The 24583-nt window shown below is 71.1% G+C and carries 22 protein-coding genes; 11 read left to right on the top strand and 11 right to left on the bottom strand.

Features of this window, described 5'->3' with window-relative positions; translation table 11 throughout:
* The first annotated feature begins 25 nt into the window (after positions 1–25).
* The 4 genes from ACFY3C_RS02280 (at position 26) to ACFY3C_RS02265 (ending at position 5404) form a co-directional block, all read left to right on the top strand.
* Positions 26–1852, top strand: coding sequence for a glycoside hydrolase family 15 protein (locus ACFY3C_RS02280; protein WP_390769383.1), 1827 nt, complete (start codon positions 26–28; stop codon positions 1850–1852).
* A gap of 166 nt (positions 1853–2018) precedes the next feature.
* The gene (locus ACFY3C_RS02275) at positions 2019–2858 is read left to right on the top strand and encodes an SDR family oxidoreductase (protein WP_386576893.1); all 840 of its coding nucleotides are present in this window, start codon (positions 2019–2021) and stop codon (positions 2856–2858) included.
* 36 nt (positions 2859–2894) lie between these two features.
* Complete coding sequence (locus tag ACFY3C_RS02270) at positions 2895–4367, top strand: cytochrome ubiquinol oxidase subunit I (RefSeq protein WP_390769382.1); 1473 nt, start codon at positions 2895–2897, stop codon at positions 4365–4367.
* Positions 4364–5404 (top strand): cytochrome d ubiquinol oxidase subunit II, encoded by a 1041-nt coding sequence (locus tag ACFY3C_RS02265; RefSeq protein ID WP_386576890.1) that lies wholly within the window; start codon positions 4364–4366, stop codon positions 5402–5404. The genes ACFY3C_RS02270 and ACFY3C_RS02265 overlap by 4 nt, the downstream gene beginning before the upstream one ends.
* Positions 5405–5446: 42 nt before the next feature.
* Here ACFY3C_RS02265 and ACFY3C_RS02260 read toward each other — a convergent pair whose 3' ends face one another.
* Positions 5447–6397 carry a DUF389 domain-containing protein gene (locus tag ACFY3C_RS02260; RefSeq protein WP_386576889.1) on the bottom strand — a complete coding sequence of 317 codons (951 nt, stop codon included), beginning with the start codon at positions 6395–6397 and terminating at the stop codon, positions 5447–5449.
* A 23-nt stretch (positions 6398–6420) separates the two neighbouring features.
* A complete protein-coding gene (locus ACFY3C_RS02255) occupies positions 6421–6948 on the bottom strand; it encodes a gluconokinase (protein ID WP_390769381.1) in 528 nt (175 codons plus the stop codon).
* Between the two features lie 128 nt (positions 6949–7076).
* Between ACFY3C_RS02255 and ACFY3C_RS02250 the strand changes: the two genes are divergently transcribed.
* Positions 7077–8051, top strand: a complete 975-nt coding sequence (locus tag ACFY3C_RS02250; protein WP_390769380.1) for a 2-hydroxyacid dehydrogenase — start codon at positions 7077–7079, stop codon at positions 8049–8051.
* Positions 8052–8127: 76 nt separating this feature from the next.
* Here the strand turns inward: ACFY3C_RS02250 and ACFY3C_RS02245 are convergent, their stop codons facing one another.
* Together ACFY3C_RS02245 and ACFY3C_RS02240 are read right to left on the bottom strand one after the other, a co-directional pair.
* Positions 8128–9090 carry an alpha/beta fold hydrolase gene (locus ACFY3C_RS02245; protein ID WP_390769379.1) on the bottom strand — a complete coding sequence of 321 codons (963 nt, stop codon included), beginning with the start codon at positions 9088–9090 and terminating at the stop codon, positions 8128–8130.
* Positions 9091–9191: 101 nt separating this feature from the next.
* Positions 9192–10148, bottom strand: coding sequence for a LysR family transcriptional regulator (locus ACFY3C_RS02240; RefSeq protein WP_390769378.1), 957 nt, complete (start codon positions 10146–10148; stop codon positions 9192–9194).
* Between the two features lie 116 nt (positions 10149–10264).
* On the opposite strand from ACFY3C_RS02240, the gene ACFY3C_RS02235 reads away from it, so the two are divergent.
* From ACFY3C_RS02235 to ACFY3C_RS02210, 6 genes are read left to right on the top strand one after another with little or no spacing between them, the layout of a single operon-like run.
* Positions 10265–11137 (top strand): FAD binding domain-containing protein, encoded by an 873-nt coding sequence (locus ACFY3C_RS02235; protein WP_386576884.1) that lies wholly within the window; start codon positions 10265–10267, stop codon positions 11135–11137.
* A gap of 1 nt (position 11138) precedes the next feature.
* The gene (locus tag ACFY3C_RS02230) at positions 11139–11681 is read left to right on the top strand and encodes a (2Fe-2S)-binding protein (RefSeq protein WP_386576883.1); all 543 of its coding nucleotides are present in this window, start codon (positions 11139–11141) and stop codon (positions 11679–11681) included.
* Positions 11678–14050, top strand: coding sequence for an aerobic carbon-monoxide dehydrogenase large subunit (locus ACFY3C_RS02225; RefSeq protein WP_390769377.1), 2373 nt, complete (start codon positions 11678–11680; stop codon positions 14048–14050). Before ACFY3C_RS02230 ends, ACFY3C_RS02225 begins: the two co-directional genes overlap by 4 nt.
* Positions 14051–14060: 10 nt before the next feature.
* The gene (locus ACFY3C_RS02220; RefSeq protein WP_390769376.1) at positions 14061–14987 is read left to right on the top strand and encodes an XdhC family protein; all 927 of its coding nucleotides are present in this window, start codon (positions 14061–14063) and stop codon (positions 14985–14987) included.
* On the top strand, positions 14980–15888 hold the full coding sequence (locus tag ACFY3C_RS02215) for an AAA family ATPase (protein WP_389184920.1): 909 nt from the start codon (positions 14980–14982) through the stop codon (positions 15886–15888). The genes ACFY3C_RS02220 and ACFY3C_RS02215 overlap by 8 nt, the downstream gene beginning before the upstream one ends.
* Complete coding sequence (locus ACFY3C_RS02210; RefSeq protein ID WP_390769375.1) at positions 15881–17029, top strand: VWA domain-containing protein; 1149 nt, start codon at positions 15881–15883, stop codon at positions 17027–17029. Before ACFY3C_RS02215 ends, ACFY3C_RS02210 begins: the two co-directional genes overlap by 8 nt.
* Before the next feature lie 81 nt (positions 17030–17110).
* Here the strand turns inward: ACFY3C_RS02210 and ACFY3C_RS02205 are convergent, their stop codons facing one another.
* The 7 genes from ACFY3C_RS02205 to ACFY3C_RS02175 form a co-directional block, all read right to left on the bottom strand.
* Positions 17111–17962 carry an NmrA/HSCARG family protein gene (locus ACFY3C_RS02205; protein ID WP_386576878.1) on the bottom strand — a complete coding sequence of 284 codons (852 nt, stop codon included), beginning with the start codon at positions 17960–17962 and terminating at the stop codon, positions 17111–17113.
* 216 nt (positions 17963–18178) lie between these two features.
* Positions 18179–18754, bottom strand: a complete 576-nt coding sequence (locus ACFY3C_RS02200; protein WP_390769374.1) for a Dps family protein — start codon at positions 18752–18754, stop codon at positions 18179–18181.
* 438 nt (positions 18755–19192) lie between these two features.
* On the bottom strand, positions 19193–19930 hold the full coding sequence (locus tag ACFY3C_RS02195) for a YoaK family protein (protein WP_386576876.1): 738 nt from the start codon (positions 19928–19930) through the stop codon (positions 19193–19195).
* Positions 19911–20435: a DoxX family protein gene (locus ACFY3C_RS02190; RefSeq protein WP_390769373.1), complete on the bottom strand. Its 525-nt coding sequence runs from the start codon at positions 20433–20435 to the stop codon at positions 19911–19913. Before ACFY3C_RS02190 ends, ACFY3C_RS02195 begins: the two co-directional genes overlap by 20 nt.
* Before the next feature lie 54 nt (positions 20436–20489).
* Positions 20490–21152, bottom strand: a complete 663-nt coding sequence (locus ACFY3C_RS02185; RefSeq protein WP_390769372.1) for a hydrolase — start codon at positions 21150–21152, stop codon at positions 20490–20492.
* Between the two features lie 128 nt (positions 21153–21280).
* A complete protein-coding gene (locus ACFY3C_RS02180) occupies positions 21281–23155 on the bottom strand; it encodes an amidohydrolase (RefSeq protein WP_390769540.1) in 1875 nt (624 codons plus the stop codon).
* A gap of 267 nt (positions 23156–23422) precedes the next feature.
* Positions 23423–24571, bottom strand: a complete 1149-nt coding sequence (locus ACFY3C_RS02175) for an ABC transporter substrate-binding protein (RefSeq protein ID WP_386576873.1) — start codon at positions 24569–24571, stop codon at positions 23423–23425.
* Between the last annotated feature and the right edge of the window lie 12 nt (positions 24572–24583).

Here is a 24583-nt window from a genome sequence, read left to right as displayed (position 1 = left end):
GCAGGGGACCAGCAAGGAGACCGCCATGGATCGCTACCCGCCCATCGCCGACCACGGGCTCATCGGGGACCTGCAGACCGCGGCTCTGGTGTCGTCGCACGGCGTGATCGACTGGTTCGCGTCGCCACGCTTCGACTCGCCCAGCGTCTTCGCCGCCCTGCTCGACCACGACCGCGGCGGCTACTTCCTGCTTGCGCCGGAGCACCCCGAAGGGACCTGGAAACAGCTCTACTACCCGGACACCGCCGTCCTGGTGACCCGCTTCATGTCTCCCGACGGAGTCGGCGAGATCATCGACTACATGCCGGTCCAGCCGGGTTCGACGGCGAGCGACCGGCACCAACTGGTGCGGATCGCCCGCACGGTGCGCGGCACCGTGCGCTTCGAGCTCGTGTGCCGGCCGCGGTTCGACTACGCGCGGGCCGACCACCGGCTCGACCTCACGCCCGAACGGGCGACGTTCCACGCCCCGGGCTCGACCGCCCACCTGCAGAGCGCGATCCCGCTCGAACAGGACGGGCAGGACGTCCGGGGCGCCCGCACGCTCAACGCCGGGGAGACGGCCGCCGTGGTGTTCACCATGTGCCCGCCGGGCGGAGAGGCGCCGCCACCACCCACCACCGAAGAGGCCAGCGCAGACCTCTGGGCGAACGTCGACTTCTGGCAGCTGTGGGTGCGCACCTCGCGCTACCGCGGCCGCTGGACGGACACGGTGTACCGCTCCGCCATCACGCTCAAGCTCCTGACCTACGCCCCCACGGGCGCTCCGGTCGCCGCCGCCACCATGGGGCTGCCCGAGCAGGTCGGGGGTGAGCGCAACTGGGACTACCGGTACACCTGGGTGCGGGACGCGTCCCTGTCGGTCCGGGCCCTGCTCGATCTCGGCTTCGTGGAGGAGGCGACCAGCTTCACTCGCTGGCTCGGCGCCCGCCTCGGCGCTCACGGGGGACCGGACGGCGAACCCCTGCAGATCATGTACCGGGTGGACGGTGACCCTCATCTGACGGAGGAGATCCTGGAGCACTTCGAGGGGTACCGCGGCTCCTACCCGGTCCGGGCCGGCAACGCCGCCTCCGACCAGCTGCAGCTCGACATCTACGGCGAGGCCCTGTACGGCCTGGCCGAGGGCCATGAGATCGGCGAGCAAGTGGGCTATCACGGGTGGAAGGGCCTTACGGCCACCCTGGACTGGCTCGCCGACTCCTGGGACCGGCCCGACGAAGGGATCTGGGAGACCCGGGGCGGACGCAAGGACTTCACCTACAGCCGGGTGATGTGCTGGACCGCATTCGACCGTGGTCTGAAGCTGGCGGCCCGGTTCAGCAGGCCGGCCGACACCGTGCGCTGGACCCGCGCCCGGGACGAGATCCTGGAACAGGTCATGCAACGCGGCTGGAACGAGAAGGAGCAGGCCTTCGTCCAGTACTACGGAGGCGACGTCCTGGACGCGTCCCTCCTGCTCGCCCCCCGGGTCGGATTCATCTCCCCCCGAAGCCCCGGCTGGCTCACCACCCTGGACGCCATGGACCGGGTCCTCGTCTCCGACAGCCTGGTCTACCGCTACGACCCCCAGGCGTCTCCCGACGGACTGCGCGGGAGCGAAGGAACATTCAGTCTCTGCACGTTCCTGTACGTCGACGCCCTCGTCCGCGCGGGGCGGCTCGCCGAGGCCCGCTACGCCTTCGAGAAGATGCAGACCTACGCCAACCACGTCGGCCTGTTCGCCGAGGAGATAGGTCCGAGCGGAGAACAACTCGGCAATTTCCCGCAGGCTTTCACCCATCTGTCCCTCATCATGGCCGCCACGACGCTCAACGACGCGCTCGACCGGCTCTGGCGGACCCCCGACTGAACCCCGACCCGCGACCCCGCCTCCGATCGGGCGAAGATCGTCAGTCGGTCGGCCCAACGCGCGCTCACTCCCGCTGCGGCTCCTTGTCCACGGTGTTTGTGTGGCGCCTGAACCTCCGGGCCACGGCCCGGCTGATCCGGGCCACGCAGTGGAGGAGACAGACATCGTGAGTGCCGCCGCGGGTGCACCGCAGAACGTGATCCCCGCACATCTGCTCAAGGGACAGAAAGCGCTGGTCACCGGTGCCAACTCCGGGATCGGCCGGGCCACGGCCGTCGCCCTGGGCCGGGCCGGCGCCGACGTGGTCGTGAACTACGTGGCCGGGCGTGAGGACGCCGAGCAGGTGGTCGAGGAGATCACAGCCCTTGGGGTGAAGGCGGCGGCCTACGAGGCGGACGTGTCCGACGAGGCCCAGGTCGTGGCCATGATGGACCGGATGGTCCAGGAGTTCGGCACGATCGACATCCTGGTCGCCAACGCCGGACTGCAACGCGACGCCCCGTTCACCGAGATGACCGTCGCCCAGTGGCAGAAGGTGCTGGACGTCAACCTCACCGGGCAGTTCCTGTGCGCGCGCGAGGCGACGAAGGAGTTCCTCCGGCGCGGCGTCGTGCCCGAGGTCTCACGTGCCGCCGGAAAGATCATCTGCATGAGTTCGGTGCACCAGATCATCCCGTGGGCGGGGCACGTGAACTACGCCTCCTCCAAGGGCGGTGTCCAGATGATGATGGAGACCCTCGCCCAGGAACTCGCCCCGAAGAAGATCCGGGTGAACGCGGTCGCCCCCGGGGCCATCAAGACCCCCATCAACCGCAGCGCCTGGGAGACCCCGGAGGCCCAGAAGGACCTTTTGCGGCTGATCCCCTACGACCGTGTCGGCGAACCCGAGGACATCGCCAACGCGGTCGTCGGCATCGCCTCCGACCTCATGGACTACGTCGTGGGCGCCACCCTCTACGTGGACGGCGGGATGACCCTCTTCCCCGGCTTCGCCACCGGCGGCTGACTAGCCCTCTTCCCGTCGGCCCACCGAGAGACGCCCATGCACTTCACGGTCACCCTGCTGGCGGACGCGCCGGCGCAGATGCTCCCGGCCAGATCCCAGATGGCCTTCACCCTCGCCTCCCACATCATCCTGGTCCCGCTGGGCGTGGCCCTGCCGCTGATCACGCTGATCATGCACGGCTACGGCCTGCGCCGCGACGACGAGACCGCCCTGCTGCTGGCGCGCCGCTGGTCGGCGGTGATGGCGGTCCAGTTCGCCATCGGCGTCGTCACCGGCACCGTACTGTCCTTCGAGTTCGGGCTGCTGTGGCCGGGCATGATGGGCAGGTGGGGCGACGTCTTCGGCATCGGCTTCGGGGTCGAGGCATGGGCCTTCTTCCTGGAGGCCGTCCTCATCGCCATCTATCTGTACGGCTGGCGAAGGCTTCCCGCCCGCACCCACTTCCTGCTCGGACTGCCCCTGCCGTTCGCGGCCCTGCTCGGCGCCTTCGGCATCCTGGCCGCCAACTCGTGGATGAACACCCCGCGGGGCTTCACCCTGGACGCCGCCGGCAACCCCGTCGACGTGAAGATCTGGAAGGCGATCTTCACGCCCATGTTCGGTCCGCAGTACTGGCACTTCGTCATGGCGATGTTCGTGACGGCGGGCTACGTCGTGGCCGGCGTCTACGCCGTCGGCTGGTTGCGCGGGCGCCGGGACCGGTACCACCGGCTCGGTTTCGCGATCCCCTTCACCCTGGCGGCGGTGTGCACACCGGTGCAGTTCATGCTCGGTGACTCCATCGCCCGGCAGGTCTTCCACAAGCAGCCGGTGAAGTTCGCGGCCATGGAGATCGTCTGGAACACCGACACCCATGTCCCGGAGTACCTGTTCGGCCGGCTGCACCCGAACGGGACCATCTCCGGCGGCATCAAGATTCCCCAACTCGACTCGATCCTCGCCGGTTTCCGCCCGGACACCAAGGTCACCGGTCTGACGTCGGTGCCGGCCGGCGACCGGCCGACGGCCGCCGAAGCCACCATCACCCACTTCGCGTTCGACGCCATGGTCGGCCTCGGCTCACTGCTGCTCCTGCTCGCGCTCTGGTACGGCCTCGTGTGGCTGCGCCACCGCCGGCTGCCGGCCTCCAAGTGGTTCTACCGCAGTGCCGCGTGCGCGGGCGTGGCCTCCGTCGTGGCCGTCGAATGCGGCTGGGTCACCACCGAGGTGGGACGCCAGCCGTGGATCGTGTACCAGAACATGCGCGTCGCGGAAGCGGTGACGTCGACGCGTGCCAGCAGCTTGTGGATCATGTTCGGGCTGGTCGTCCTGGTGTACGTCTTCGTCTTCGGGTCGTTGCTGGTGGTGCTGCTGAAGATGCGCACACGCTGGCGGCTCGCCGACGCGCGGGGCGCACCGCAGGCTCCGGAGACGGACACGCCGTACGGGCCGCGCTCCGCGGTCGGGTCCGCGGGCACGCCCGGATCCGGAGGCGACGCGACCGCCTCGTCCGAGGGAGGCCGGACGTGATCGCCGGAGTCGTCGCCGTCGTCCTGCTGCTCGCGGTCGCCGCGTACGCCTGCGGTGGCGGCACCGACTACGGTGCCGGCTTCTGGGATCTGACCGCCGGCGGAGCGGAACGCGGCAAGCGTCCCCGATGGCTGATCGACCACGCGATGGCTCCGGTGTGGGAGGTCAACAACGTCTGGCTGATCTTCGTCCTGGTCATCATGTGGACGGGCTTTCCCGTGTTCTTCCAAAGGGTGTTCACGGCGATGTGGCTGCCGCTGGCGCTGGCCGCCGTCGGCACCGTGCTCCGCGGAGCCGGCTTCGCCCTGCGCAAGCCCCTGACGAGGCTGGCCGGCCGACGTCTGTACGGTGCGATCTTCGCCGTCGCCTCGCTGCTGACGCCGTTCTTTCTGGGCGCCGCGGCCGGGGGAGTGGCCTCGGGCCGGGTGACCGCTGCTGCGACGGCGTCGACGGACGCCTGGGCCAACCCCACCTCGCTGCTGTTCGGCCTGCTCGCCATCGCGGCCACGGCGCTGCTCGGGGCCGTGTTCCTGGCCGCCGACGCCCGGCGCTTCTCCGCGCCGGACCTCGACGGCTACTTCCGGCGGCGGGCGCTTGCGGCACTGGCGGTCGTCGCCGTCCTCGCCGTGATCACCATGGTCGTCACGCACGGGGACGCCCCCTATGTGTGGCACGGGCTCACCCACGGAGTGGGACTCGTCTTCGTGATCGTGGCCGTGGTGGCCACCCTCGCGACCGCATGGCTGCTCACCCGCCCCTCCGCGGACTGGTCCCGGGTCACGGCGGTCGGGGTGGTGGCGTCCGCCGTCATCGCCTGGGGCATGGCCCAGCGCCCCTACCTGATCCCGACCTCACTCACCGTCGCCGACGGGGCGGGCGCGCACACCACACTGCGCTGGCTCGGGCTCGTCACCCTCGTCGCCGTCCTCTTGGTCTTTCCCGCGGTCGTCCTGCTGTACTGGCTGGACACCCACGGCGAGCTGGAGGATCTCACCGACGCCGAGTTGCAGCGCGGCGGAGCAGGTCGCGAGAGATGACCTCGTGGGGCCCCTGGCGATCGGTGTGACAGGCCCGGATCGCTAGTGCTGCGGCCGCGCGGCGGCACGACGAGCCGCGCGGCGCCACAGATGCCGCTGCACGCGAAGGGTGATGACACCCATGGCCACCAGAACGACCACGTTGAGCAGGAGCTGGAACAGCGAGCCCCGCGCCTCGTGCCATTCGGAGAAGGCGAGCGAGACGGCGATGTCCGAGGCGGCGGGAATCGTGGTCACGGAGATGAAGACACCGAGCAGCGCACTGGTGCGTGCCTCCGTGAGCGAGACGACTCCGACCACGCCGGCGAGGACGGCGACGACGACCGAGAAGGTGTCCGGTGTGTCGATGAGGTGGGAGACGGGTCGCAGGCCCAGGTCGAAGGCCGTGGACTGCAGGTCGGCAGCCCGCGCCAGCAGGGCGAAGACCAGCGTGATCGCGATGGCCAGCAGGAAACCGGTCGTCAGCGCGCGGGTCCCCTCCCGGACCCGGCGACGGTGACGACGGTCGAGCCCGAGCGCGATGCTGGTGATCGCGTTGTACTCGGGGCCGACCACCATGGCCGCCACGATGAGGATCTGCGAGTTGGTCATGATGCCCACCGAGCCGATGAGGCCGGCGATGACCAGGAACAGGTAGAAGGACGGCGGGTACGTCCCGCCGGCCCGGATGTGGGCCTCGACCGCGGCCCACAGCGGCGCGTGGACGAGCGCGCTCGGCTGGTCGTCCTCGATCTGCTGCGCACGGTGCGAGAACATCAGGTCGACGTCGTCGACGGCGATCGCCCCCGCACGGTCGATCCCCAGCTTGCGCAAGCCGTCCAGCACGCCGTTCGCGGCACCCTTCACCACGTCGCACTCCAGCACGTCGCCGTCCGGTACGTGGGCCGACTTCACGACCACCAGGTTGAGGACGCGGTCGTTCGAGGTCAGCAGGTCGACGGCCCGCTCGGTGAGCGCGGGCGGCATGACCATGCGGAAGTGGATCAAGTCCATCCGAACCTCCTGTGGGGCGCGGACTACCGGGGCAGCTCGGCCGCTGCGCGCAGTGCCTGAGCCAGCACCTGCTCCCGGTCGCCGGACGCGTCGATGGTGACGCCCGGCTCGTCGGCCTCCAGAGGATCCAGAATCTCGTACTGGGAGTCGAGCAGCTGCGGGGGCATGAAGTGACCCCTGCGGCGCGCGATCCGCTCCGCGGCCACGTCACGGGCCAGCGCGAGATGGATGAACCACAGGTCCGCCCCGGTGCGCCGGAACTGGTCCCGGTACGCGCGTTTGAGCGCGGAACACGTGGCGACCCCCCCGTGCCCACCTGCCGCGGTCGCGCGAATCCACTCCGTGAGAGCCGCCAGCCAAGGCACCCGATCGGCGTCGTCGAGGGGTTGTCCCGACGCCATCTTGGCGCGGTTGGCCGCGGGGTGGAGGTCGTCGCCTTCCAGGAAGGGCACGCCGAGTCGCTCTGCGAGCCGTGGTCCCACGGTGGACTTGCCGGAGGACGACACGCCCATCACGATCACCACGCGTGAACCGCCGACCGCGCTGGTCAACGAGCCTCCCTGAGGTGACGGTGGAACACTGGTGCACATCCACTATCACCCGTCATTCCATGACGTGCTGCACGAGCCGACCCGCTGTCCCCCGACCGCAGCCGGCCGTCGCGCCAGGAGTCCGCCCGATGACCTCCGCCAAGACCTCGGACAGAGAGCGGCTCCTGCTGCCGTTCACGCCCGCCGACCTCGGCGGTCTGCCTCCGGGATGGCATGCGCTGGTCTGGGACGGCACGGGTCGGGCCCCCGACGGCCGGGCCCTGGACGCCGTCGAGTTCTTCGTCATCCCGTACACCTTCACCAGCGCGGCGCTGCCTCTGCTGCCCGCACTGCCGGCCCTGCGCGTGCTGCAGTCCCTGAGCGCGGGCGTCGACGACGTACTGCCCCACCTGCCCGCCGGAGTCACGCTCTGCAACGCCAGAGACGTCCACTCGACCAGCACGGCCGAACACGCGGTGGCGCTGACGCTCGCCGCACTGCGGGGCATCCCCGACTTCGTCCGCTCCCAGGACGCGCAGCGCTGGACACCCGGCTTCCGTCCCGCGCTGGCCGACCGGACGGTACTGCTGCTCGGCTACGGCTCCATCGCCGCCGCCGTCGAAACGCGCCTGACGGCGTTCGAGTGCAACGTGCTGCGCGTGGCCCGCACCGCACGACAACTGCCCCAAGGGCCGGTGCACTCCATGGACGAGCTGGAGTCCCTGCTCCCGCAGGCCGACGTGGTGGTGCTGACCGTGCCGCTCACGGACGCGACCCGCGGACTGGTCGGCACACGGTTCCTGGCACGGATGAGGGACGGAGCCCTGCTGGTCAACATCGCCCGAGGCCCGGTGGTGGACACCACGGCACTGGTCAGCGCCCTGCACAGCGGGCGATTGAGCGCGGCACTCGACGTCACGGACCCGGAGCCGCTGCCACCGGGCCATCCCCTGTGGACGACCCCCCACACCCTGATCAGCCCCCATGCGGCCGCAACCACCTCAGCGTTCCGCCCCCGAGCACTTTCGCTGGTCCGTGCCCAGCTGACCCGCTACACGGCCGGAGAGCCCCTGGCCAACGTGGTGACCACGCCCCAGGACCAGGGGAGAGACCGGCGAGCGTGACACGGCGGCGGTGTGCCGCCACGGGGTTGCGCGCACGCTCACGAGCGACCCCGGAGGGGTCTCCGTCTTCCACGACTCAGGAAGTCGCCCTGAGGAAGTCGATGAGCGCCGCGTTCACCTCGTCCGGGCGCTCCTGCTGGGTCCAGTGGCCGCAGCCCGCCAGCTTGAGGGGCTCGCGCCACAGGTTGGGCATCAGGGCGGGCAGGCGCTCGATGAGTTCGGGCGTGCCGGGGAAGGCGGGGACGACGTCACGGTCGCCGTAGACGTACAGGGCGGGCGGGGTGACGACGGCGCCGTGCCACGCAGCGGTCAGTTCCCAGTTGCGGTCGAGATTGCGGTACCAGTTGAGCGCCCCGGTGAAGCCCTGGGAGAAACTCTCGGTGAGCGCGTCGAGGTCGTCCTCGGTGAACCACTCGGGCAGTACCTCGGGGTCGGGCATGACCGCGAGCCAGCCGCGCTCGGGGTCGACCAGCGGCTGCCCGCCCTCGCCGGCGCCGGGAGCGTCGCCGGAAGCCCAGTAGAAGATCTTCCGCAGAGCGGTGCGCGTGTCCTTCGCCAGCTCGGCGTCGGCGACGCCGGGCCGGTTGAAGTAGTTCCAGTAGAAGCGGCCGCCGAACCGCTCGTCCATGGCGGCCAGCGGAGGCTGTGTCCCACGGAAGGGGGGCGGCACGCTCAGGCCGGCCACCCCGAGCACCATGTCCGGTCGCAGCAGGGCGGTGTGCCAGGCGACCGGCGCGCCCCAGTCGTGCCCGACGACGTACGCCTTCTCCTCACCCAGGGCCTGGACCAGTCCGACGACGTCGCCGACCAGGTGGAGGATGGTGTAGGCGTCGACATCGCGGGGGTGGTCGCTGCGTCCGTATCCACGCTGGTCGGGCGCGACCACTCGGAACCCCGCGTCGGCCAGGGGACCGAACTGGTGGTGCCAGGAGTGCCATGACTCGGGGAAGCCGTGCAGCAGCACGACCAGGGGGCCGTCGCCCTGCTCGGCGATGTGCAGCCGAACGCCGTTCACGTCAACCATGCGATGCTCAACCATGCACCTGAGCGTAGGCGCCGTGATCTTCGGGCGGCGGCTTCACCCGCCGACCGGACGGAAGCCGCACGCACCCCTGCGTCAACGGGGGAGGGCCTGCTCCCTCACGCGCCCCAGAGCGTGACGTACACCGGGGGCCGGAACCGGGAGGGCGGGACGCCCGCGCCGGGCGCGCGCATGATGCGGGTCGCCGCGGGCGTGTGCAGGAAGTGCAGGAACGCGTCGGTGGCCGGGGAACGCTGCTCCGGCTGCAGGACGGTGGCGTGCCACGTGGCGTCCGACGGCGTGGCCGGGGTCTCCAGGATGCGCAGCTCGTCACGGAGGATGCGGGGCGACACCAGATGGGCCAACGCCGGTGCCACCCCCGCGCCCTCGGCGGCGGCCGCCCAGGTCGCGGCCTGGTTGGGGAACACCCACACATGCCCTTCGGCCACACCGAGCCGACGCAGCAGCCGCCCGGAGTCCGCGTCCGGATCGGTCCCGGAGGAATCGACCAGCCACGACCACTGCGGCGGCGGACCGGGCGGCCGCGGCGACCTGGCGCCGGTCACCACGACCAGCTGGGTGCGGAACAGCGGCTCGCTGACCAGCTCGCCCCTGCGGGCGGCACCGGGATACGGCCCGAGCGCGACGTCGGCCAGCCGGTTCTCCACCAGTACGCGTATCTCGTTGCCGGAGGCCACCCCGAACGACGTCTCGGTCCTGCGCCCCGAGCGGCAGGCGAAGGCCTCCACGAGCGACGGGAGCACGAACTCGGCCAGCGTGCTCGTGGCGACGACCCGCAGTTCGTCGGGCGCACCCCGTGCCGCCCGCACCGCGGCCTCGGCCTCCGCGCTCAGTGCGACCATCCGCGACGCGACCGGCAGCAGCCGCGCCCCGGCGGGCGTCAGACGCATCCCACCGCCGCCGGTGCGCCGGATGAGCGGATCGCCGTAGTGGCTCCGCAACGCGGCGAGCGCCTGCGACACCGCGGACTCGCTCACGTCCAGAGCCCGCGCCGCGGCGCCCACCGAACCGAGCCGGGCAACCAGCACGAAGGTGCTGAGCTGCGTGACGGTCACCGTCCGATTTTCTCGCGTTCGCAGTGATAAGTGAATGCTTATCCACCCATTGCCTGGCCGGTCCGGAAGAGCGCAGCATCACTTCAGCAACGGGCACAGCGATCCAGGAGGGCCCGATGCAAGTACCGGCGGCATTCCAGTACGAGAGGGCCACCAGCCTTGAGCAGGCCATCGAGCTGCTCACACGGTACGGCCCCGAGGCCCGGGTGGTGGCGGGCGGACACAGCCTGCTGCCGATGATGAAGCTGCGGCTGGCCCAGCCCGAGGCCCTGATCGACATCAACGGCCTCGGCGAGCTGGCGCGGATCCGGGTGGACGGGCACGACCTGGCCGTCGGAGCGATGGTCCGCCACGCGGAGCTGCTCGCCTCGCCGGTCGTCGGCGAGCACTTCCCCATCCTGCGGGACGCGGAACGGGTCATCGCCGATCCGCTCGTCCGCAACCGCGGCACCGTGGGCGGCTCGCTGTGCCAGGCCGATCCGTCGGAGGACCTGTCCGCGGCGTTCTCGGCACTGCGGGCGACCCTCGTCGCCCAGGGCCCCGGCGGCAGGCGCACCATCGCGATCAGGGAGTTCTTCCTCGGACCGTACGAGACCGCGCTGGACGAGGCGGAGCTACTGGTGGAGATCCGCGTGCCCATCCGCTCGCACGCCAGCGCCTACCGCAAGGTCGAGCGCCGGGTCGGCGACTGGGCGGTCGTCGCCGCGGGCGCGGTGCTGGAGATCTCAGAGGGGGTCATCACCGAGGCCGGGATCGGGCTGACCGCGGTGGGTGCCCCACGGTTCGTGGCTGTGCAGGCCGAGGACTTCCTGCGCGGCGGACGGCCGGACGACGAAGCCTTCGCCGAGGCGGGCCGGATCGCCGCGCAGGAGTGCCGGCCGACGGCGGACCAGCGCGGTCCGGTCGACTACAAGCGGCATCTGGCCGGGGAGCTGACGACGCGGGCGCTGCGCGCCGCCGCCGCACGTGCCCAGGGGCAGGAGGCATGACATGCGGATCACCGTGACCGTGAACGGCGAGCAGCACACGAGGGACGTCGAACCCAGGCTGCTGCTCGTGCACTTCCTGCGCGACGAACTCGGACTCACCGGCACCCACTGGGGCTGCGACACCTCCAACTGCGGGGTGTGCACCGTCTGGCTGGACGGGACGCCGGTCAAGTCCTGCACCGTGCTCGCGGTGATGGCCGACGGCCATGAGGTGCGCACCGTCGAGGGCTTGGCGCACGGGACCGAACTCGACCCGGTGCAACAGGGGTTCATCGCCTGCCACGGGCTGCAGTGCGGCTTCTGCACGCCGGGGATGATGATGACCGCCCGCTGGCTGCTCGACCACAACGCCGATCCGTCCGAGGAGGAGATCCGCGAGGCCATCTCCGGACAGGTGTGCCGCTGCACCGGTTACGAGAACATCGTGCGCTCCATCCGCTGGGCCGCCGAGCACGGCGGCGGGGCGCGGACCGCGGACGCGGGCACCGAGCCGGCGCCCGCTCGCGAAGAGCCGGCGCCCGGCCGCGAGGAGGTGCGGGCATGACGACCACCGAGGAGCGGCCGGTCGGTTTCGGACGGATGCCCCGCAAGGAGGACGCGCGGTTCGTCCGCGGCCACGGCACCTACGTCGACGACGTACGGCTGCCCGGCATGCTGCACGGCGCCATTCTGCGCAGCCCGCTGGCGCACGCCCGGATCGTGTCGATCGACACCAGCGCCGCCGAGGCGCACCCCAAGGTCAAGGCCGTGATCACCGGGGAGACCCTGGCCGGTCTCGGGCTGGCCTGGATGCCCACGATCTCGTACGACACCCAGGCGGTGCTGGCCACCGACAAGGTGCGCTTCCAGGGCCAGGAGGTCGCCTTCGTCGTCGCCGAGGACCCCTACGCCGCACGGGACGCTCTCGAGCTGATCGATGTGGAGTACGAGCCGCTGCCACCGGTCGTCGACGCCCTGCGGGCGATGGAGCCGGACGCACCGGTGATCCGCGACGACAAGGAGGGCCAGCGGGACAACCACATCTTCGACTGGTCGGCGGGCGACAAGGAGCGCACCGACGAGGTCTTCGCGGGCGCCGAGGTCGTGGTGGCGCAGGACATGCTGTATCCGCGGGTGCACCCGGCGCCGCTGGAGACCTGTGGCACCGTCGCGGACATGGACGCCATCACCGGAAAGCTGACGGTGTGGTCCACCACGCAGGCCCCGCACGCCCACCGCACGCTGTACGCGATGGTGGCCGGCATCCCGGAGCACAAGATACGCATCATCTCCCCGGACATCGGAGGCGGATTCGGCAACAAGGTCGGCATCTACCCGGGTTACGTGTGCGCGGTCGTCGGCTCGATCGTCACCGGCAAGCCGGTCAAGTGGGTGGAGGACCGCTCGGAGAACCTGATGAGCACGTCCTTCGCCCGCGACTACCACATGCACGGCGAGATCGCGGCGACCAAGGACGGGAAGATCCTGGGCCTGCGCGTCCACGTCATCGCCGACCACGGCGCGTTCAACGCCACCGCGCAGCCGACGCAGTTCCCGGCCGGCTTCTTCGGCGTGTTCACCGGCTCGTACGACCTGGCCGCCGCGCACTGCACCGTGACCGGCGTCTACACCGACAAGGCGCCCGGCGGTGTCGCCTACGCCTGCTCGTTCCGCGTCACCGAGGCCGTGTACCTGGTCGAGCGGATGGTCGACGTGCTCGCCGCCGAACTCGACATGGACCCGGCCGAGTTGCGGATGCGCAACCTGCTGCGGCCCGGGCAGTTCCCGTACCAGACGCAGACCGGATGGGAGTACGACTCCGGCGACTACCCGCGCGCCCTGCGCCTCGCGATGGACATCGCGCACTACGAGGACCTGCGCCGGGAGCAGACCGAAAAACGTGAGCGTGGCGAGCTGATGGGCATCGGGGTCAGCTTCTTCACCGAGGCCGTCGGCGCCGGCCCCCGCAAGCACATGGACATCCTCGGTCTTGGCATGGCCGACGGCGCCGAACTGCGTGTGCACCCCACCGGCAAGGCCGTCCTGCGGATCTCCGCGCAGACCCAGGGGCAGGGCCACGAGACGACGTTCGCGCAGATCGTCGCCGAGGAACTGGGTATCCCGCCCGAGGACGTCGAGGTGGTGCACGGCGACACCGACCAGACCCCGTTCGGGCTCGGCACCTACGGGTCGCGCTCGACACCGGTGTCCGGAGCGGCGGCCGCGATGGTCGCCCGCAAGGTGCGCGAACGCGCGAAGATCGTCGCCTCCGCCATGCTCGAAGTGAGCCCGGACGACCTGGAATGGGAGAAGGGCCGCTGGTTCGTCACGGGAGACCCCGACCAGGGACGGACCATGGCCGAGATCGCGCTCGCCGCACACTCCAACCTGGAGCTGCCCGAGGGCGTCGAGGGCCACCTGGACGCCACCTGCGTCTACAACCCGCCGAACCTCACCTTCCCCTTCGGCGCGTACATCTGCGTCGCCGACGTGGACGCGGACACCGGCCAGGTGAAGGTCCGCCGGTTCGTCGCCGTGGACGACTGCGGCAACCGGATCAACCCCATGATCGTCGAGGGTCAGGTGCACGGCGGACTCGCCGACGGCCTCGGCATGGCGCTCATGCAGGTGATCGCCTTCGACGAGGACGGCAACTGCCTCGGCGGGTCGTTCATGGACTACCTCCTGCCCACCTCGGTCGAGTGCCCGTCCTGGGAACTCGGCGAGACCGTCACCCCCTCCCCGCACCACCCCATCGGAGCCAAGGGCGTCGGCGAGTCCGCCACGGTGGGCTCGCCCGCCGCGGTGGTCAACGCCGTGGTCGACGCGCTGAAGCCGCTCGGCGTACGCCATGTCGACATGCCGCTGACGCCCGCCGCGGTGTGGCGGGCCGCCCAGGGCCGGCCCCTGCGCACGGACCTGGCGATCACCTGAGGCGCCCGCGATGACGAACCCCGAACTCCTGACCCGGGCGGACGCGCTCCGGCACGGCCGGACCCCGTTCGTGCTGGCCACCGTCGTCCACGCGGAACGGCCCACGAGCGCCAAGCCCGGGGACAGCGCGCTGGTGCTGCCCGACGGCACCATCGAGGGCTTCGTGGGCGGCACCTGCGCCGAGACGACGGTGCAACTGCAAGGCCTGCGGGTGCTGCAGACAGGCGAGTCGCTGCTGCTGAGGATCACACCCGGCGTGGCCACCGGCACCGAAGGCGCGCAGGAGTCCGTCGAAGGCCTGGTCACGGTGGCCAATCCCTGTCTGTCGGGAGGGACGCTCGACATCTTCCTGGAGGCCAACCTCCCCCCGGCGCTGGCGTATGTCTACGGACACGCCCCCATCGCCCGCGCCCTGCTCGACGTCGGTCGCGTGCTCGGCCTCGACGCCCGGCCGGCCTCGCCCGGGGAGCCGCTGCCGCCCGACCTGGACGTCGTCGTCATCGCCACACACGGCCGCGACGAGGAGACCGTACTGCGCGAGGCCGCACGCGCCGGTGTCCCGTACATCGGGCTGGTGGCCAGTCCGAAGCGCGGCGCGGCGGTGCTCGCCGGGCTGGACGTCACCGAGGAACAACGCGCGCGCGTCCACACTCCGGCCGGTCTGGACATCGGCGCGCGGACCCCCGGGGAGATCGCGCTGTCGGTGTACGCCGAGTTCGTCGCCCTGCGTCCGAAGACGGCCCGAGCAGCGCGCCCCGGGATCGACACCGCCGCGCCGCAGACCGTGGCCGAGGGAGTGGATCCCGTGTGCGGCATGACCGTGGCGATCACGCCCGACACCCTCTCACTGGACCGGGCCGGCAGCAGGGTGTACTTCTGCGGGCCGGGGTGCCGGCACGCCTTCGCCGACGACCCCTCCCGTTACGCGCATGCCTGACCTCGACCCCCTCGTACCCGATGTCCCCGCCCTGCGCACGCGTCTCGACGCGGTCGGCTACCTGGCCGACGACGCCCTGGCCACGGCGCTGCTGCTGGCCGTGCGCATGCGGCAGCCGATCCTGCTGGAGGGCGAGCCGGGCGTCGGCAAGACCGAGGCGGCCCGCGCGCTCGCCGCCGTGCTGGACACCCCGCTGATCCGGCTGCAGTGCTACGAGGGCCTGTCCTCGGCCGAGGCTCTCTACGAGTGGAACTACCCACGGCAACTGCTCGCCATCAGGCTCGCCGAGTCCCGTGGGGAGCCCCTGCGGGACGCCGACCTGTTCACCGAGGACTACCTGCTGCCACGGCCGCTGCTCGCCGCGATCTGCCACCCGGGACCGCGGCCCGCGGTGCTCCTCATCGACGAAGTGGACCGCGCCGACGACGAGTTCGAGGCGTTCCTGCTGGAACTGCTCGCCGATGCCGCCGTCACCATCCCCGAACTCGGCACCCGCACGGCCGCGGTACCCCCGGTGGCCGTACTGACCTCCAACCGCACCCGGGATCTGCACGACGCGCTCAAACGCCGCTGCCTCTACCACTGGATCGACTACCCGGACACCGCACGAGTCGCCGCGATCATCCGCAGACGGGTGCCCGAGTCGGCCGAGTGGCTGGCCCCGCGCGTGGCGCACGCAGTGGCGCGCCTGCGGGCCCGGCAGCAGCTCACCAAGCCGCCCGGCATCGCCGAGGCGATCGACTGGGCCGGTGCGCTGCACACACTGGGCCTGACCGTCCTCGACGCCGACGCCGCCGACCGCACCCTGGGGGCCGTGCTCAAGTACGCCGAGGACCTCGAGGCCGTGCGCCGGGCGGGACTGGCGGAGCTGATCGACGCCGAGGCAGGCACCGATGCCTGATCTGCCGGAACTGGCCGCCTCGTTCACCGCCGCCCTGCACGACGCGGGGATCGAGGTGGGCCCCGACCGCACCCGCAGCTTCGCCCGGGCGCTCACCCTGCTGGCACCGTCGACGACGCGCGAACTGCGGCACTGCGCGCTCGCCACCCTGGTGTCCGACCCCGAGCAGATCGAGCCGTTCGACGCGGTCTTCCGGGACGTCTTCGGCGGCCCGGCCGACCGCGAAGTACAGCGCGGGCAGCCCGGTGACCCGGCGCGCGCGCTCCCGCGCACCCTTCCCGGCCGCGTCCCCGGCGCCCGCGCCGCCACCGCGGACGGACGCGGCCGGGAGGCCGACGCACAGCCGCGGCAGGCTCCGGTCCCGCTCGCCGCCAGTCCGCTCGACCGTCTCGCGAGCCGCGACTTCGCGGACCTGTCCGCCGAGGAACTGGCGCTGCTCTCCGAGGCGATGCGCACCCTCGTGCTCCGCACCCCGACCCGGCCGTCCCGCCGACACCGCACCGCACACCACGGTCCGCGCATCGATGTGCGCCGCACCCTCTGCGACAGCCGGCGCACCGGCGGACACCCGCTGCGGCTACGCCGCTTCGTGCCCCGCACCCGACCCCGCGACCTCGTCGTGCTCTGCGACATCTCCGGCTCGATGGAGCCCTATGCCCGCGCGATGCTGCAACTGCTCTACTGCGCCGCCCGCGCCACCCGCGCCGAGGTCTTCACCTTCGCCACCCGCCTCACCCGCCTCACGCCCGTCCTCCGGCGGGCCGGACCCGACGACGCCCTGGCACGGGCCGGACGGGCGGCCCCGGACTGGTCCGGGGGCACCCGGATAGCGGAGTGCCTGGCGGAGTTCAACGAGCGGTTCGGACGGCGCGGCATGGCGCACGGCGCCGTGGTCGCCATCGTCTCCGACGGCTGGGACACCGGCCCGCCCGCCGACCTCGCCACCCACATGGCGCGGCTGTCCCGGGTCGCCTACCGCGTCGTCTGGGTCAACCCGCGCACGGCGAGCCCGCGCTACCGTCCGCTCGTGGCCGGCATGGCCGCGGCACTGCCCTACTGCGATGTTGTCGTCAGCGCCCACAACCTCGCGGCCCTGGACGACTTCACCGCCGCACTGTCCGCGCCGCGCCGACGCCGATGACCACCGCTGAGGCGATCGTCACGCAGGTCTTCCAGGGCCGTTGAGTATCCGGTCACTGCGGCGCGCGGCCGGACGGCCGGCTCAGTCGGCGGTCGCCCAGGTGTGGCGTGCCCAGTCGGCGAAGCCGGTCCAACGGATCTCCGGGTGCGCGGCCCGGAGCGCGGGGATGTCGACGCGGTAGCCGGGCCCGTTCAGGAACGTCCACATCGCGTGCATGTCCGGATTGCCGATGGCCGCCAGCGGTACGTACTCATGGCGGACCTCCCGCCCCAGCGCCGCGCCGAGCGCGGCCGCCATCTGTGTGGGCGTGGGCGCATCGCTCGCCAGTTCGATGCGCTGCCCGACATATCGAGCGGGGCTGAGCAGCACTTCCGCGGCGAACGCGCCGAGGTCGGGCCGGGCGAGCTGCTGCAACGGCCGGTCGGGCGGCAGTGGCAGATCGAGCACGCCGTCGAGGATGCGCTCGGCTCCGCCGAGCGCGTTGTCGAAGAAGTACGTCGGACCCAGGATCGTGTACGGCACGTCTCCCGCGGCCAGTTCCGCCTCGATGCGCGCCTTGCTCTCGAAATGAGGTACCCCGCTGTCCTGGTCGGCCCCGGCGACCGAACTGAACACGAGGTGCGCAACGCGCTCCCGCGCCGCGGCGTCGACGATGGCCCGCCCCTGCTCCACCTCCGCCTCGACACCGGCCTCGAAGGGCGTGGTGAACGCGAAGACACCGGACACCCCCCGCATGGCCGCGGCGAGCGACCCGGCATCGCTCAGCGAGCCCGCGACCACGTCCACACCCTGGTCGGCCAGTTGCCGCGCGGCACTCCGGGCGGGGTCGCGGACCAGCGCCCTGATCCGGGTCCCGCGGGCCAGCAGCGCGTCGGTCACGGCCCTGCCCTGACCACCGGTCGCCGCAAGCACCAAGACCGGTTCATCGACCATCGAAGAACTCCTTTCCGAGCGGCAGGGGCGGCGGATCCGCGGCCGGCCCCGGCGTTCATCATCCGCGCCGGACGACGGCGCACGGTGCCGACAGGCGGGAGCGGGGCGCTGGAGGACTCGACATGGTGCACGCACAGTCATGGCGCTCGTGCGGCGGGCGCCTGTCGTTCCCCCATGTAGTTCGGCATCTTCACGGTCGGGGCCGCGCCCGAACCCTCAGGAACGCACCAACGGAGTGTCGACCAGGTGCTCGGCCAGGAACCAGGCCTGGAGTTCGCCGGTGCGGATGATCTGCGAGACCAGCAGGTCGTTGGTGCCGTCGTCGCCCAGCTCGGCGGTGCGGGCGGCCGCGTCATGGGCCTCGGTCAGGATGACCTCGTGGGCCTCCAGCAGCCGCGACAGCATGGCCGGTACCTCCTCCACACCGTCCGGCGGACGCGGGATCGAGGTGATCTCGGCGACGTGCCGGGAATCGCCCACGGCGACGCCGCCCAGGGTCTGGACGCGCTCGGCGAGGGCGTCGACGAGTTCCAGCTGCTCGCCGGCGTGCTTGTCCAGCAGCAGGTGCAGCTGGTAGAAGGTCGCGCCCCGCATGATCCAGTGGTGCTTCTTGTAGAGGCCGTAGAGGATCTGGGTGTCCGCCAGCACTTTGTTCAGGCGCTGGCAGGAGTACATGCGCGCCTCGTAGGACAGAGCGAGGGGGAACTGCTTGACGGTCCCGAACTCCTGGATGACCGCGCCCTTCTGGTGCAGCCGCGGCTGACTGCCGGCGGGCTTGGAACTGGTGGTCATGACGTGCCTCCTGTGATGTCGGTGCCGGATGCGCGGTCGACGCTAGGTGCCTGACCGGCGGTCGCGTTGCCCGGGAGTGCACGCGTTGATGCCCGTCAGCGCACCGGGTCCGGCGAGGGCGAGTGGGGTCGATGTGATCGTGCTCGGTGCAGGTGGCGGCGGAGGGGGCGCCCAGGGACAGGCACACGGCATAGGGGTCCGCAGCGGCGTACCGGAGAGCACGACGGGAAGGCTGGAGGCGGTTTGCACGAAGTGTCACCAGCGCGGCGCATGCGATGCGGCCCGGCGGCGCAGTGGCGCCGGCCGGCGATCCGCAGCCGCTCCTGCGCTGCGGCGAACGTCCGTCACCGGGCCCGCCGGCGCTGAACAGGACAGGCCGAGGCGTTCCCCGGGGGCAGGGAGGCCTCGGCCTGTCCGACGCAGCAGCGCGCCCCTTCCTCAGGACGGCGGCCGGACCCAGGCGGCATCGGTGCCGGAGAGCCGGTGCGTCACCATGGAGACGAGCGCCAGGAGCAGCAGGGCGAGTCCCAGGGTGAGCACGAGATGGCCGTGCAGGACGAGTTCGGCTCCGACCAGGGCGCCGAGCAGCATGGCCAGCACGGACAGCATCCGGCGGCCGGGCCTCGGCGCCGCGCCGCCGGCCGGGGTGGAGTCCGCCGCGAGCCCCGTGAGGGTCAGCGTCAGCACGGTCGTGGTGAGGTCGGGGACCCCGAGACGCCGGGCGACCGCGTTCTGCAGACCCAGGCCGAGCCCGAGGCACACGATCAGCGTGTACTGGACACCCGTGGTGACCCGGCCACCGGTGACCGCCGTGACGGCGACCGTGACGGCCACCAGGACCGTCTGCGCGGCGGTGGCCGTCCGCAGGAGGTGCCCGCGGTGGGTGGCGTACCGGGTTCCCATCCTGCCCCCGGCCAGCGCCCCGAGGAGGAACACCGCCAGCGCGACGACCGAGGCGAGTGCGGAGAGGTTCGGGGCACCCGCCAGCGCGAAGCCGAGGAACACCACGTTGCCGGTCATGTTGGCGACGAAGACGTGCCCGAGCGATAGGTAACTCACCGCGTCGACCAGACCGGTGACCACGGTCAGCGCCAGCATCAGGGGAGGCAATGGGCCATGGCGGTCTTCCCTGAGCGGTGCCAGCGTGCGGACCGCGTCAGTCAGCAGCCGGTGCATGGGCCTTCCCTCCCGGGGCCGAGGGCTGACGGTGCAGCACCAGGCGGGTCATCAGCCCGCTGGCGGGCCCGATCACGATCGCCGCGAGGGCGACCCACAGCGGCCACGGGGTGACGCCCAGCGCGTGGTCCGCGGACCACCGGCCCGGACCGGTGAGGGCCAGTGCCGCGCAGACGACGACGAGGACCATCGGGTACTCGTAGCCGTCGTTCTGCACCCACAGGCCCTTGGGCCACTTGACAGTGCCCGCGACCGTCATCACGCCCATGGCGGCCATCGCCGCGAGGGGCGTGAGCAGTCCGGCGGCAAGGAACAGGCCGGCGCCGATCTGACTGGCCCCCGCGACGACCGCGGTCAGCCGGCCGCCGCGGAACCCGTCGTGACGGAACTCCTCGGTTCCGCCTGCCAAGCCGTGGCCTCCCAGCCGGAAGCTCACCTTCTGCACTCCGTGGCCGGCGATGAGAAGTCCCGTCACCAGCCGGAGGACCAACAGTCCCGCGTCCATTTCTTCCCGCCTGTTCCTGACTCAGTCCGTGACCGTCGTGCGCGAGGGCGCGGATCAGCCGGCGGCGTGTTCGCCGATGACGGCCTGGGCGTACATCAGGCCGAGGCCGTACGCGCCGCCGTGCTGCTTGACGACCTCCGTCACCGGCACGTACGTCTCGGTGCGGGCCCAGTCACGCTGCAGCTCCAGCAGCACCTGCACCCAGGTGACCGGGACGGCGCCGGCCTGGATCATGCGCTGGACGGCGTGCTCGTGCGCCTGCGGGCTGACGCCGCCGCACGCGTCGGTGACGACGTAGACCTCGTAACCCTGAGCAAGGGCGGACAGCGCGGGCAGGACGACGCAGACCTCGGTCCACAGACCGGCCATGACGATCCTTCTGCGGCCGGTCGCCTTGACGGCCTCGACGAACGCGGCGTCCTCCCAGGCGTTCATCGTGGTGCGGTCGACGATCTTCTGGTCGGGGAAGACGTCCGCGAGCTGCGGCATGAGCGGGCCGGAGAAGGACTCGGCGGCCACGGTGCTCAGCACGACCGGGACGTCGAACACCTTGGCGGCCTTGGCCAGACCCACGGTGGCGTTGATGATCGCGGTGCGGTCGCCGCTGCCCGTCCCGAAGAACATCTGCGGCTGGTGGTCCACGAACAGGACCGCACAGTTGTCGGGCGTCAGCAGGTCGGGGCTCGGGGACGCGGTGACCTCGGCGATGTCGGTCATGAGGGTGTGCCTTTCCATGAGTAGCGGCGCGGACGGACGTCCGCGTCGGGAGAGAACCGTCCGGTGGACGGCTCGCTGAGTGGTGTCCCGGAAGGGGCGGCTCGTGGCCCGGCCCCCCTCCGGGAGCACTAGAGGGCGAAGCAGGGATCGAACGGGGCACTGGCGGTGTCCGGGAAGAGACCGCGTCGTACGCGCCACGCACGGTGCTGCTCCGATTCGGCGACGGCCTCGCCGAGCGACTCCGCCTGCCGCGCCCCCGCGGAGTACGGCCGCGACGCCTGGTAGCCGCCGAAGTGCGCCACCGGACTCCAGCCGGGGCTGACCGGCGGCAGCTCCTCGTCGAGCCCCTCGTACTCGCCGGCGGCGTAGACGATCCGCCCGCCGGTGACCGTGAGCAGCGACTCGATGTGAGCGATCTCCGGCTCCGGCACGGTGAAGTAGTCGTCGGAAAGCACCGCGAGGTCGGCGTAACACCCCGGTCGCAGTGCGCCCTTGACGTCCTCCTCGCCGGTCAGCTCGGCGCCGGACCGGGTGAACATCCGCAGTGCCGTCTCCCGGTCGACCCGGTTGGTCCGCGGACGGAGCACGAGGTCACCGACGGTGCGCCCGCTGACCAGCCAGTGCAGGGCCACCCAGGGGTTGTACGTGGACACCCGGGTGGCGTCGGTGCCGGCGGCCACGGTCAGCCCGCGCTCCAGCATCGCCCGGATCGGCGGAGCGTCGGCGGCCCGGCCGGGGCCGTAGCGGCGCAGGAAGGCCTCGCCCTGGAACGAGAGCCGGTTCTGGACGGACACGGCACCGCCGAGCGCGGCGACCCGGTCGAGACTCTCTCGGGACACGGTCTCCGCGTGGTCGAACAACCACCGGTTCCCCGCCGGGAAAAGCCCCTCGGCGGCCAGCTTCTCGAAGACCGCGAGGTCCCGGCGGATGGTCTCGTCGTACGTGGCGTGCAGCCGGAATCCCCAGCCGTTCTCCATGAGAAGACGCACTGCCTTCTCGAATTCCGCTTCGTAGTCCCCGAGTTCTGGACGCGGCTGGTTGAAGTTCTCGAAATCCGCCGCCGCCCAGGTGAGATTCTCGCCCGCGCCGTTGAGGCGCAGCCATGCGTCCCCGTCCTCGGGACGGACCATGTCGATCCAGCGGGCGAGGTCGGCTGTCTCCTGGCCCGCGGTCTGCGGGAAGAGGTGATAGGCGATGCGCAGCGACAACTGACCGGCTTTCGCCAGCTCGATGACGGTCCGGTAGTTGTCGGGGAAGTTCTGGAACCCGCCGGCGGCGTCGATCGCCGAGGTCAGTCCGAACCTGTTCAGCTCGCGCAGGAAATGACGGGTCGAGAGCTTCTGGTCCGCCTCTTCCAGAACCGGAGCCTTGGCCAGGGTCGAGTAGAGGATGAGGGCACCGGGCGCGGCCAGCAGCATGCCCGTCGGTTCCCCGTCCCGGCCGCGTACGATCTGCCCGCCCCTGGGGTCGGGGGTGTCCTTGTCGAATCCGGCGGCCTTCACCGCGGCCCGGTTGAGCACGGCGGACTGGTACAGGTGCAGGACGAAGACCGGCGTGTCGGGGGCGGCGGCGTTCAGCTCCGCGACGGTCGGCAGCCGCCGTTCGGCGAACTGCTCGGCCGACCAGCCTCCCACCACCCGAACCCACTGGCCCTTCGGGGTACGCGCGGCCTGGTCCCGCAGCATCGCCAGGCCCTGGCGCAGCGTGGGAACCCCGTCCCAGCGCAGTTCCAGCACGTAGTTGAGCCCGCCGCGAATGACGTGCAGATGGGCGTCGTTGAGCCCCGGGATCATCCGCCGGCCGAGCGCGTCCACCACCTTCGTGCCGGCCCCGACGTGCGGGGCCACGTCCTGGTCGTCACCGACGACCGTGAGGACACCACTTTTGACGGCGAGCGCCTCGGCCTGCGGGCGATGCGGATCCCCGGTATGGATTCTCGCGTTGCGGACGACGAGCTCCGCGGCATCGTCGGTGGCCTGGGGAACCAGTCCGCCGACCGGCATGGGAGACACGTGCGCAGGACCCCCTTTCGGAATGGGCGAATTCGATGTCCGCTGTGTTGGTCCGGCGGACGGGAAGAACGGCGATGGCGCGACGTCTCGCTGTGGAATCCCTGAGCGAATCGCGACCGCCGAGCCGACGCTAGGCGGGGTCACCGACGTCGTGTGTCCTGTCAGCGCACCGGAACATTGCTCACAGCGCAGGGGACGTGCGGCGGGAAGAGGGGGAGGCCTACACCGACAAGCGGCACAGCTGATGGGCGACGGGGATCATCCCGGCCGGCCGGAGACGGCCTTGGCCCAGCCCTTGGTGACGGTCTCCTTCGCCTTCTCCAGTTGCGCGTCCGTCGGGAACTGCGGCGTTCCCTCAACCGTCGGCAGTCGTTCGGCGGCGGCCTTGTCGAGGGTGCCGTCCTGCCTCATGGCGTCCATGAGGACCGGGCGGGCATAGGCGCGCAGCCGGAGGTTCTGGCCCTCCGGGCTGAAGAGGTACTCCTGCCAGAGGCGGGCAGCCGCCGGGTGCGGGGCGTTCTTGTTGACCGCGAGCGCGAAATACTGGGCGAAGCTGCCGTCGAAGGGGATCGCGACCTGCCAGTTCACGCCCTTGTCACGGAGCGTGTCGGCGTAGTGGAGGTTGATGTAGTCCCAGTTGATGCTGATGGGGGTCCGGCCGCTCGCGACCGTCGCCGAATTGGAATTGACGGGGGTGAAGTTGCCACGATTGTTGAGTTCGGCGAAGAAGTCGAGACCGGGCTGCACGTCGTCGAACGACCCGTTGTTCGCCAGCGCGGCCGCGTAGACACTGGCGAAGGCGGTGGCCGACCGGGGCGGGTCGCCTTCGAGTGCGACCTTGCCCCGGTAACCGGGCTTCAGCAGATCGGCGAAGGTCGCCGGACAGGGTTCGACCCGGTTGGCGTCGCAGCCGATGGAGATGTAGCCCCCGTAGTTGTTGGACCAGCGTGCCTTCGAGTCCTTCTGATTGGCGGGAATCGAATCGTAAGAGGCCACCTTGTACGGCGCGAGAAGATTCTGCGCCGCTGCTTTCCGTGCGAACGTGTCGCCCACGTCGATCACGTCGGGCGCTGTCGGCCGGTTCCCCCTCTTCCGCAGGGCGTCGATCTCGTCCTCGCTGTGGCCCAGCGGATTCTCGACCGTGACCTTGATCCCGTACTTCTTCTCGAAGCCGCTGATCAGGCGGCCGTAGTTGGCCCAGTCATGCGGCAACGCGATCGCTCTGAGCGTGCCCTCCTGTTGCGCCGCGGCGATCAGCGCGTGCATGCCGCCCATGCTCGCGGCGGACGTGGCCGTCGACGGCTTCGCGAGGCCGGCGGTCGGTGTGTCCTCGCAAGCGCTCGGGCCCAGTGCCACGAGAGCGAAGCAGCCGAGGACCGCCGCTGCTCGGGCACACGGTGTAGTCACGGCTGCTCCCGG

The sequence above is a fragment of the Streptomyces sp. NPDC001410 genome (assembly GCF_042895235.1).
GTDB lineage: Bacteria > Actinomycetota > Actinomycetes > Streptomycetales > Streptomycetaceae > Streptomyces.
Note: the sequence above shows the minus strand (reverse complement) of the source record. Positions and strands in the feature narration are given on the sequence as shown.